Annotated in this window: 14 protein-coding genes and 2 tRNA genes; 6 read left to right on the top strand and 10 right to left on the bottom strand. The window is 69.1% G+C overall.

The annotated features are described in order from the left end of the window. From DMB66_RS52570 to DMB66_RS52560, 3 genes are all read left to right on the top strand, one after another. Positions 1–373, top strand: a 373-nt coding sequence (locus DMB66_RS52570) for a CBS domain-containing protein (RefSeq protein WP_148112872.1), incomplete at its 5' end; no start/stop codon positions are given. A gap of 22 nt (positions 374–395) precedes the next feature. Then, positions 396–821: a SufE family protein gene (locus DMB66_RS52565; protein ID WP_125811582.1), complete on the top strand. Its 426-nt coding sequence runs from the start codon at positions 396–398 to the stop codon at positions 819–821. Further along, a complete protein-coding gene (locus DMB66_RS52560) occupies positions 818–1,459 on the top strand; it encodes a DsbA family protein (RefSeq protein WP_125811581.1) in 642 nt (213 codons plus the stop codon). The genes DMB66_RS52565 and DMB66_RS52560 overlap by 4 nt, the downstream gene beginning before the upstream one ends. A 16-nt stretch (positions 1,460–1,475) precedes the next feature. Here the strand turns inward: DMB66_RS52560 and DMB66_RS52555 are convergent, their stop codons facing one another. Then, entirely contained in the window at positions 1,476–2,033 is a 558-nt protein-coding gene (locus tag DMB66_RS52555) for a GNAT family N-acetyltransferase (protein WP_233625466.1), read from the bottom strand. 469 nt (positions 2,034–2,502) lie between these two features. Continuing rightward, positions 2,503–3,063 (bottom strand): YbaK/EbsC family protein, encoded by a 561-nt coding sequence (locus DMB66_RS52550; RefSeq protein WP_199753156.1) that lies wholly within the window; start codon positions 3,061–3,063, stop codon positions 2,503–2,505. A gap of 82 nt (positions 3,064–3,145) precedes the next feature. On the opposite strand from DMB66_RS52550, the gene DMB66_RS52545 reads away from it, so the two are divergent. Beyond that, complete coding sequence (locus tag DMB66_RS52545) at positions 3,146–3,559, top strand: hypothetical protein (RefSeq protein WP_125811580.1); 414 nt, start codon at positions 3,146–3,148, stop codon at positions 3,557–3,559. Positions 3,560–3,908: 349 nt separating this feature from the next. Here DMB66_RS52545 and DMB66_RS52540 read toward each other — a convergent pair whose 3' ends face one another. The 3 genes from DMB66_RS52540 to DMB66_RS52530 form a co-directional block, all read right to left on the bottom strand. Beyond that, on the bottom strand, positions 3,909–4,304 hold the full coding sequence (locus tag DMB66_RS52540) for an NUDIX domain-containing protein (protein ID WP_125811579.1): 396 nt from the start codon (positions 4,302–4,304) through the stop codon (positions 3,909–3,911). Positions 4,305–4,613: 309 nt separating this feature from the next. Continuing rightward, positions 4,614–5,150: a helix-turn-helix domain-containing protein gene (locus DMB66_RS52535; protein ID WP_199753155.1), complete on the bottom strand. Its 537-nt coding sequence runs from the start codon at positions 5,148–5,150 to the stop codon at positions 4,614–4,616. Positions 5,151–5,338: 188 nt separating this feature from the next. Next, complete coding sequence (locus DMB66_RS52530) at positions 5,339–5,773, bottom strand: DUF6228 family protein (RefSeq protein ID WP_125811577.1); 435 nt, start codon at positions 5,771–5,773, stop codon at positions 5,339–5,341. A gap of 139 nt (positions 5,774–5,912) precedes the next feature. Between DMB66_RS52530 and DMB66_RS52525 the strand changes: the two genes are divergently transcribed. Both DMB66_RS52525 and DMB66_RS52520 read left to right on the top strand, forming a co-directional pair. Continuing rightward, on the top strand, positions 5,913–6,350 hold the full coding sequence (locus tag DMB66_RS52525; protein ID WP_125811576.1) for a hypothetical protein: 438 nt from the start codon (positions 5,913–5,915) through the stop codon (positions 6,348–6,350). A 469-nt stretch (positions 6,351–6,819) separates the two neighbouring features. After that, complete coding sequence (locus tag DMB66_RS52520) at positions 6,820–7,710, top strand: carbon-nitrogen hydrolase family protein (RefSeq protein WP_233625465.1); 891 nt, start codon at positions 6,820–6,822, stop codon at positions 7,708–7,710. Between the two features lie 163 nt (positions 7,711–7,873). Here DMB66_RS52520 and DMB66_RS52515 read toward each other — a convergent pair. From DMB66_RS52515 to DMB66_RS52500, 5 genes are all read right to left on the bottom strand, one after another. Further along, positions 7,874–7,946 (bottom strand) — tRNA-Ala (locus DMB66_RS52515). Between the two features lie 13 nt (positions 7,947–7,959). Continuing rightward, complete coding sequence (locus DMB66_RS64870; RefSeq protein WP_233625464.1) at positions 7,960–8,088, bottom strand: DLW-39 family protein; 129 nt, start codon at positions 8,086–8,088, stop codon at positions 7,960–7,962. Between the two features lie 40 nt (positions 8,089–8,128). After that, positions 8,129–8,205, bottom strand: a tRNA-Ile gene (locus tag DMB66_RS52510). Between the two features lie 100 nt (positions 8,206–8,305). After that, positions 8,306–9,193, bottom strand: a complete 888-nt coding sequence (locus tag DMB66_RS52505; protein WP_125811574.1) for a DUF3566 domain-containing protein — start codon at positions 9,191–9,193, stop codon at positions 8,306–8,308. 3 nt (positions 9,194–9,196) lie between these two features. Further along, a partial coding sequence (locus tag DMB66_RS52500) for a DNA gyrase C-terminal beta-propeller domain-containing protein (protein ID WP_305027768.1) occupies positions 9,197–10,051 on the bottom strand: 855 nt, incomplete at its 5' end.

The following is a 10,051-nucleotide window of genomic DNA, read 5'->3' as shown; positions in this document are numbered from 1 at the left end:
TGACGTCATGACCAGGCGGGTGGTCTACCTGCCGGGCGACACGATGCTGGACGAGGCCGCGCAGGCGATGCGCGACCAGTCCATCGGCGACGTGGTGGTCACCAACGGCCCGACCATGTCCGGGCTGGTCACCGACCGCGACATCGTGGTCCGCGCGATCGCCGAGGGGCTCCCGCCGCGATCGACGACGCTGTCGTCGATCGCCACCCAAGAGCTGATCATGATCGAGCAGTCGGCCGGCGTGGAGGAAGCCATCCGGGCGATGCGCGAACGCGACGTCCGCCGGCTGCTCGTCTGCGACGCCGACCGCAAGGTGGTCGGCATCGTCAGCCTGAGTGACATGGCCCTCCTGCCGAGCTCGACGACGGCCTGACCCCTGGACGTAAGGTCGGACCGTGAGCGACATGCCTGCGAAACTGGCCGAGATCGTCGACGACTTCGCGTCCGCGCCCCGCGAGGTCGTGCTTGAGATGCTGCTGGAGTTCTCCGACGCCGTGCCGCCGCTGCCCGACTCCCTCAAGGGACACGAGGGGATGGAGCAGGTGCCGGAGTGCCAGACCCAGTTCTTCCTGCGCGCCGAGGTGCAGCCCGACGACACCGTCCGCAGCTACTTCGACTGCCCGCCCGAGGCCCCGACCACGCGGGCGTTCGCCGGCATCCTGGCGGAAGGGCTGGAGGGCGCGTCCACCGGCGAGATCCTGGCCGTGCCGGACGACCTCTACACCCGGATGGGCCTGGCCACGGCGATCAGCCCGCTGCGCATCCGGGGCGGCACGGCGATCCTGGGCCGACTCAAGCGGCAGATCCGCGAGCAGTCGTGAACATCGAGATCTGGTACGACCTCGTCTGCCCGTGGTGCTATCTGGGCAAGCGCCGGCTGGAGTCCGTGCTCGTGGACTTCGCCGGGGAAGTGACGATGACCTTCCGGGCATACCAGCTCGACCCCGCACCGGTCCCGGCGCCGTTGCCGATCAAGCAGGCGATGGCGACGAAGGTCGGCGGTCCGGAAGTGGCCGAGCAGATGCTCGCCCACGTCACGGCGATCGCCCGAGGCGAGGGCCTGGCCATCGACTACCACCGCGCGATCGCGGCCAACACCTTCGACGCGCACCGGCTCGTGTCCTGGGCCGCGGCCCAGGAGCTGCAACTCAACATGATCGAGACGCTGCAGCGGGCACACTTCGTCGAGGGCGTCGACCTGGGCTCGGCGGCGGAGCTTGCCCGCCTGGCCGGCTCGATCGGCCTGGACGAGCAAGCCGCGCTGGCCTACCTGGCGACCCCGGCCGGCACCGACTCGGTCAACGCCGATCTGGCGGAGGCCCGCGAGCTCGACATCACCAGCGTCCCGACCTTCGTGATCGACCGGAAGTACGTCATCCAGGGCGCCCAGGAGCCGGCCGCCCTCCGGTCGGCCCTCGAGGAGATCGCCCGGCGCGAGGCCGTCGACGCCGCCCGATGACGTTCCACGTGAAACATCATCGAGGACGATGAATGGGCCGGATCATGGCGATCCGCCGCGCGGGGTCCAGGCCATGCGCGACCTCCTCGACTATCAGCGCCGCCAGTTCGGGGCCATGCCCGGCGGGCGCCAACACGGCGAAGCCGAGCCGCCCGTAGTACGGGCCGTTCCACTCCACGTCGCGGAAGGTCGTCAAGCTCAGAGCCGACAGGCCCCGGCCGGCGGCCCAGCTCTCAACATGGTCGATGAGATCGCGGCCGATCCGCCGCCGGGCGTACGCGGGATCGACGCTGACCTGCTCGACGTGGGCCCGGCCATCAACAATCCTGACCAGCACGAAGGCGACCGGCCGATCGCTGCCGTCAACGGCGACCCAGGAATGGCCGGCCCGCTGAAAGTCGGCCAGGACCGCGAGCGTGGGCACGGGATGGTCGGCGATATCGGCCATCCCGATCTCCCGAAACAACTCACCGGCGGCGAGCTCGATGCGCTGAATGGCGGCGAGGTCGGAGGAACACGTCAACCGGATGGCAATCACCTCCCGACCGAACCAGCCCGGCGCCGCCCGGTCCACCGAATTCCCCGCGGCTCGCTCGGCCGCCCGCGGTCTTTTCCGGGTGTTGCTGGGTATGGCTTCGGTCGCGGCGCTCAGGCCCGGTCGTGGGCACGGTCGCCGTTTGCGGACGCGGTCGCCGCTTGCGGACGCGGTCGCCATTCGCGTCGCCGCTCGCGAGCGCGGTCATCGCTTGCCAGCACGGTCGCCGCTTGCCAGCACGGTCGCCGCTTGCCAGCACGGTCGCCGCTTGCCAGCACGGTCGCCGCTTGCCAGCACGGTCGCCGCTTGCCAGCACGGTCGCCGCTTGCCAGCACGGTCGCCGCTTGCCAGCACGGTCGCCGCTTGCCAGCACGGTCATCGCTCGCGAGCGCGACCATCGCGCCCTGGTCGGGTCACGGACCGGTCGTCGCGCCCTGGTCCGGTCACGGACGTGGCGCCGGACACGGTCGCGGCACCTCGGACGCGGGTCCCGTCCGAGTCCCGGATGTCAGGCTTCGCGGGCCAGGCCCTCGATGACCTCGGCACCCGGCAGGGCGCCCAACGCCGGCCCGGCGATGGCGATCTTGCTGTGCCGGACTCCCGACCCGATGATCACGTGCGGCGTCGCGACAACCCGCGCGTCGACCAGCACCGGCCACGACGTCGGCAGGCCGATCGGCGTAATGCCGCCGTACTCCATGCCGGTGAGCCGCACGGCGTCGTCCATCGGCGCGAAGCTGGCCTTCCGCGCGTCCAGGTGCCGGCGCACGACCCCGTTCACATCGGCACGGGTGGTCGCCAGGATCACGCAGGCCGCGTACCGGGTCACCTCGCCGCGGCGGCCCGCCACGATCACGCAGTTGGCCGACTCCGCGAGCGTGACCCCGTACGCCTCGCAGAAAGCGGCCGTATCGGCCAGGTCCGGATCGATGGGCGCGACCAGCACCTGGTCCCCGTCAATGGGCGCCTCCGCGGGCCACACCTCCAGCGCGGCCGTGACCGGCATCGCGAGCAGATCAAGTCGGGACAGCGCGGGTTCGAGCTTCAGGGATCCGATCACGCTCGACATCCTCCCCCGAAGCAGCTCCGGCTGACCAGCGAAGTCGACCCGAGCCTCAGACCAGGCAAGATCTTGCCGACTGTCACTGAATGTGGAGGAGAGACGCAAAGCGCGAGTCGGGACCGTCAGCGGTCTCGCGCTGCTCGCCGGCGGCACAGCCGTCGCAGCGGTGGCCGGCGGCGGCCACTCCGTCTTCGCCACGCTCATGCTGGGCCTGCTCGCCATCGGGATGGGCCACGCCCTGCTGGACGAGATCCGGCGGCAAGCTCGCCGCCGCACCCCCGGCGGCTGGGCCGTCCAGGACACGATCAACACGGCGCTACTCGCCTGCTGGGCGGCGAGCGCGCTCACCGCGACGGTCCTGGCCGTCACGCCGGCCACAGTCCGGACGGTGGGCGCCCTGCTAACCCTGGGGTACGCGGTGAGCTGCGCCTACTTCGTCCGCGAACGTCGTCGCACCATCACCACACCGACAATCGGGCCCATGTCCGCCCCGGCCGAGTAGGTCGCCCGGCGTTCCAAACTGCGCCCGAGTCGTCCGACGAGTTGGCCACCCACCACCTCGTCATCCGAGTCATCCGCTCGGATGGCCCGTCCGTCGCCTCGTTGTCGGATCGGCTGGCCACCCACCACCGCGTTATCCGCTCGGGGTGGCCGCCCACCGCCTCGTTGTCGGATCGGCTGGCCACCCACCGCGGCGCTGTCCGACCGGATGATCGCCACCGCCCAGCCGTCCGACCGAGTGGCCACCCACCACCGCGCTGTCCGACCGGCTGGTCACCTCGTTGTCCGACCGGGTGACCGCCCGCCGCCGAGCAGGCCGGTTGTCTGCCTCGTCCGTGCGGCCGTCCCGGTCAGTCCACGGGCAGGGCGACGATTATCGGCGGGATCGGCAGGCCCGGGCCGTCCGGCCGCACGTCGGGCAGCGGCACCCAATCGAGCCCAACCGGCAGCGGCCCGCCGACATGCGCCCCGAGCTCCGGCTCGCCGTCCGCCACGGTCACCGCGAAGACCGACGTCATCCCCGACGGATACGGCGTGTCCAGCAGGTACCGAGCCTCCTTCACCACCAGACCGACTTCCTCCAGCACCTCGCGCCGTACCGCGTCCTCAGCGGTCTCCCCCGGATCGATGCCACCGCCGGGCAACGTCCACCATTCCCGGTTACCGTCCCGCAGGCTGCGCTCGTGCACCATCAATACCCGCCCGTCCCGCACGATGATGGCCGCGGCTCGTCTCCGTCCACTCACGAACGAAGGCTAACTGTCGGACCGTGGCCGCATGGTCACGGGGAACCGACAACGACGTCGACAAGAGGTGCACGGATGCCGCGATCCCCACCCCACCGAGCCCTCCCACCGTGGCATCCTCGCCGGACCGGGCCCTCCGGCCGCCTACCGCCCGGTCGCTCGCGTCAGCGAATCGTGGTAACGGTCACATCAACAAGCGTCGACGATCGGCCGTGAGTCCCGCTGGAACAAACAACGCCACCCCACCTCGATCTCACTTGCCGACATCGATGCGTACGGATTTGCGACCGCCTGGGTGCGGCCGATCAGTCAAACGCTGCGCAGCACCCGCTCGAACTTCCCGCGCGGCATCAACCGGGCGCGATCACGGCGGCTCTCGGCGAAGGCTGCCAGCACAGCCCGCCGCTCGTCCTCCGGCAGGATGCCGGCAAACGGCGAGGCTTCCCGCAACTCCACGGCGTAGGCGGCCGACGACGTCAGCGTCTCCAGCACGGCCGCGGCCCCCTGGTCCAGCACGGCGTCCCACCGATCAAGCCACTCCCACGCCCGGCCCTCGGGGTGCATCTGCCGCAGCCTCCGCAGGTTGATAGCGGCCGCGGCCAGCACGGCGCGAGGATCCCGGACGAGCCGACCGGCCACGGCGCGATGCAGCCACAGCGACTCAAGCTGGGCACGGCTCATCCCGGGTGCGATCAAAGCCTCGACGTCGCAGCGGCGGATCCGCCGCTGCGAGCTGATCGTCACGTACGGCAGCAGCCCGCGCAGGCAAAGATCGGCCACCCGCACTCGCGACGAACGCAGCAGCACAGCCGCCTCGCCGGTCGTCAGCCACACTCGCGCCCACATCGCCACACGTCAATGTTGGCGGCGAGCATCCGCGCAACGCAACAACCGAACGGCTCTTGACTCTTTCAAGAAGGAACCAGCGGTCTTGCGCTGTCACCGGAAGTTGATCAAATAACTAGTTCTGTCGATACGGCGCCACCAGCGGAAACATCGGGGACACCGACTTCTGGCCCGCCGTCGCCTGGTGCCTACGGTCGAAGGAAGTGGGTGAGATCCGCGGCGAGCCGGGTCATCTCCTCCCCTGCTTCCACAACAAAAGTTGTCGTGGCCGACCAGGCGGTGTCATCGCGGTCGAGGCCAGGCGCCCGCAACGTCACGCCGAGCGATACCTGGCCGCGGCCATCGTGGCGGGCGTCGATGGTGAGTTCGCGCCCCAGCGACTGCCACGTGCGGATGCCGTCCCATCCTTGCCAGTCGGCCGCGAGGCTCTCCATGAAACCGGACAGCGTCGTCGCAAGATCGACATATATCCCATCAACCTTGGCAATGGTCGCCGCCGTCATACCGTCCTCGTGCAGCTCCGTAGCAATCGCGTAGACGTAGCCGTCCCCGTATGGATCCTGCGGCGGGTGGACGACCCACCGCACAGCCTTGGCATCGCCCAGGACGAACGGCTCATTCACAAGGAGGGAGTATGCCAAGCCGTCCGGCTCCCGGGCCCCGCAGTTACTTCCTGCCATCCCAGCAGCCCGAGCGCTCCCGCCGGAGGCTGGTCACCCCACCCGGCCACCAGCTTCATGTCCGTCGGGCACCATGGTCGGCGTGGACGACGTCGATGATTTCCTCCGTCAGCTGAGGATCGCCGCGTTCGAGTGCCCACCGTTGTGCGAGGTCCCCTTGGGCTCCTACTGGCTGGGAAACCCCGTCATGCACGGCCCGTGGCCGGCGGCCACCTGCGCTGCGGTCCTGAAAATCTGGTACGAGGCAGACCTGATCCGTCTGCACTTCCCGGCCTATCCGGCGGAGTGGAACCTTGTCCCCGGAGGCTGGGGCACCCGACTCGTCGATGGCGACGCCCTGGCCGACGCCGACGCGGAGAAGCTCCTCGACCACCCGGAACGCTGGGTGCGAGAAAATGCCGACGGGTACGTGGTGCCCTGCGCGACCTGGCAGGGTGACGTGGCGCCGCTAGCGGAGTGGCTCGCCGCGGCCCTCGACACGGCGCAACGGCTCCCGCTCACAACGCACCCGGAACCCTAACGGCGACAAGGTGTCACGCAGGTCCTACGACACCTTGGCCACGGACGTCGGGAGAGTCGGCATCACGAACTACCAGGACAGACCCGAGTCGCGTCGACAATGGACGGCCTTGATCTCGCTCGTGTCGGATCCTGCGGCCGAGACGTCAGGCATCTCCTGCCCAGTGATGGCGGCGTCGGTCCATGACTGCTAGCGTCGGCAACGGCGTGGCCCACGCCCAACCTCCTGTGACCGCCCCCGCCGCGCGGTCCTCGACGGAGGCAAAGGGACTCTCATATCTCGGGTCGCTGTCCTGGTTCGCTGGTTCCGGACGTCTTGATCGCGCGGGGGATCGACGCACGGAACAAGCGGAGGGCCAATGACAGCAAAGAGGAACTTCAAAAGCCGGGTACGCACCCGAGCCGCCAAGACCGGCGAGTCCTACACCGCTGCGCTGCGGCATTTCCGCACGACTCCGCGAGGAGAAACGATGCCGAAGCCCACGCACCTGCGACTGTCCGTCGCCCAACTCACCGTTCACCCCGACCCCGGCGACACCGCGGCGCTGCGCGACAACGGCGAGCAGATTCGCCGCCTCATGCAGGAGGCCCACACGGCCGGAGCCCGGCTGCTGCACCTGCCAGAGGGCGCGCTGACCTGCCCCGACAAGAAAATCATGTCGTCCACCGGCCCCGACAACGTCGGCCCGGCCGACTGGGATCGGGCCGACTGGACAACGCTCGCGGAAGAACTAGAGGCGATCAAAGTTCTCGCCGGCGAACTGCGGCTATGGACCGTCCTCGGCTCCCTCCACCCGCTGACCCCGCCACGCCGACCACACCTCAGCCTCTACGTCATCTCCGACGACGGCGCGATCGCCACCCGCTACGACGAACGGATGCTCTCGAACACCAAGGTCAGCCACATGTACACGCCCGGCTCAGCGCCGATCACATTCACCGTCGACGGCGTACGTTTCGGCTGCGCGCTGGGCATGGAAGCCGCCTTCCCCGAGGTATTCCTGGAGTACGAACGCCTCGACGTCGACTGCGTCCTGTTCTCCACGCACGGCCCGGGAACCCCCACCAACAACGGCCCGTTCGCCCTGCAATCACAGGCACTCGCCGCCGCCAACAGCTACTGGGTCAGCTACGCCGGCACCGCCCAAGACGCCCCCAACGCCGCCTCCGGCGTCATCACCCCGAACGGCGACTGGCTCACCCGCTGCCCACCCGACCCCGTACCGGCGATCACGACAGCCAACCTGGATCTCACCACCGAAAATTACGCCCGCCCGTGGCGCCGAGTCGCCCGAAGCGGCCTATACGCCCAATACCAGGCCGTCAACGACCCCCGAAGCCTCGACCGAGCCCGCATCTGACCCCTGAGCGTTGCCGGCCGGCAACACCCCGGCCGGCAACACCACCAAACGGCAAGGCGCATAAACCGACCGCCACGAGCCGGCGATGATTCCACTGAAGTGGGCCCGAACGCGGGCCGAACGATCTTGGCCCTACGTTTCGCCTGCTCAGAGGCCAAAGAAGTGGAGCCCAGGGGACTTGAACCCCTAACCCCCGCCTTGCAAAGGCGGTGCTCTGCCAGTTGAGCTAGGGCCCCCGGTAAGCGGGGCTCAGCGCAGGTCGGGCGCCGTGGTCGCCTCGTGCCACAGCGCGCGCTCGTCGCTGGAGGCCTTGACGCGCTTGACGATCAGGGCTGCCGCGCCGATGACGCCTGCAACGATCAGGAGCTTCTTCAGCATGGCTGGATTCCCCTTACATCTGCGGCCAGGAGGACGTGCATGGTGGGGCTAGCTGGAATCGAACCAGCGACCTCAGAGTTATCAGCTCTGCGCTCTAACCGACTGAGCTATAGCCCCGTGACAGCGACACGAAGATTACCGTACCCCGTTGCGCTACCCCAAATTGGGGGCGGCCGCCGTGTCGCGCACGGCGGCCGCTACCGCGATCACAGGCGTGTCAGTCGCGCTCGGCGAGCGTCAGTTCGACGCCGCCGACCAGGTCGGCGCACACGTTGTAGATGAACGCACCCAGCGTGGCCAGCGCGGTGAAGAGCACCACGTTGACCGCGCCGATGAGCATCGACGTGCCGATGACGCCCCAGGCGGTGATGTGGAAGCCACCGCCGGCGGCCGCCGTCTCGGGGCTGCCGGTGGCGCTCACCAGGCTCTCCAGGCTGGTGTTGACCTCCTGCCAGACGCCCATGGCGTCCAGCGAGAGATACAGCACCGAGGTGGCCACGACCACGACGATGAACAGGACCACCGAGACCGCGAAGGCGAACTTCATCACGGACCAGGGGTCGATCCGCTTGAGGTTCAGCCGGGCCCGGCGTGGGCCGCGGGCCGCTGCCGACGTGACCGTCGAGCGCGCGGAACGGACCGCCTCGGACACCCGTGCGGCGCCGACTGCGGCCGAGCCGGTGGCGGCGGCGTTACCCGCGGGCCGTTTGGCGGCCTCAGCGGGACGCTGCGGGGCTGCGCCGGGCTTGGCCGGGGGCTGAACCCCGGTGCGCCCGGGCTGCGGCCCCTGTGCCACGGCTGCGGATCCGCCGCTCTTGCCCTTGGTGACGATCGGCACAGTGGCCGAGCCCTTGGCGACCGAGGGGCCCGCCGGGCCGGTCGGTCGCTTCGGCTCGGCCTGGCCGTCGCCGTCGGCGATCGGATCGCCCGGCGGCGGTGCCATGCCCGGCGCTCGGGTGAACTTCGGCTGGGCGCCATCGGCGGGGACCGCCGCGCGGCCGGCCGCCTCGCGTCCGGTCGGTGTGGCGCCGTCCTTCTTCGGCTCCCCATCGACCGGAGATGCCGAGGATCCCGGGCCCCCCGACTTCGCCTGTGTCTCCGGCATCAACTAGTCCTGTTCGTCAGGCTCGTCGGCATTGCGAGCAAGCGCCACGATGGTTACACCTTCTGGGAGGTCCATCAGCTTGACCCCCATTGTGTTCCGATCCCGTGTGCGCCGTACAGGCTTCACGGGAGTACGGATGACACCACCATTGCTGGTGATGGCAAATAGTTCATCCTCCGGGTCGATCACTAGCGCTCCGACGAGCCCACCACGACGCTCCGTGATTTTCGCCGTCAGTACGCCCTTGCCGCCCCGGCCCTGCACCGGATACTCCTCGATCGGCGTCCGCTTCGCATACCCGCCGTCGGTGGCGACCAAAACGTCGAGACCCTCACGAACCACCTCCATCGCGAGGAGTTCGTCGGTCTCGCTGAAGCGCATGCCGATCACACCCGAGGTCGCCCGCCCCATCGGCCGCAGCGCCTCGTCGGTCGCGTTGAACCGGATCGCCTGGGCCCGCTTGGAGACCAGAAGCAGGTCATTCTCCGGCGCGGCCAGCGTTGCGCCCACCAATTCGTCATCCTCCCGCAGGTTGATGGCGATGATGCCACCGCTGCGGTTGGAGTCAAATTCTTCGAGGCGGGTCTTCTTCACGAGGCCATTCTTGGTGGCGAGCACAAGGTACGGCTCGACCTGGTAATTCGGGATCTGGATGACCTGGGCGATGTGCTCGTCCGGCAGGAAGGCGAGCAGGTTGGCGACGTGCTGGCCCTTCGCGACCCGGTTGGCCTCGGGCAGCTCGTACGCCTTCGCGCGGTAGACCCGGCCCTTGTTGGTGAAGAACAGGATCCACGAGTGCGTGGAGATCACGAAGAAGTGGCTGACGATGTCGTCCTGCCGCAAGGACGCGCCGCTCAC

The sequence above is a fragment of the Actinoplanes sp. ATCC 53533 genome, assembly GCF_003947245.1.
The sequence above is the reverse complement of the archived record's forward strand: the minus strand, read 5'-3'. Positions and strand labels throughout refer to the sequence as shown.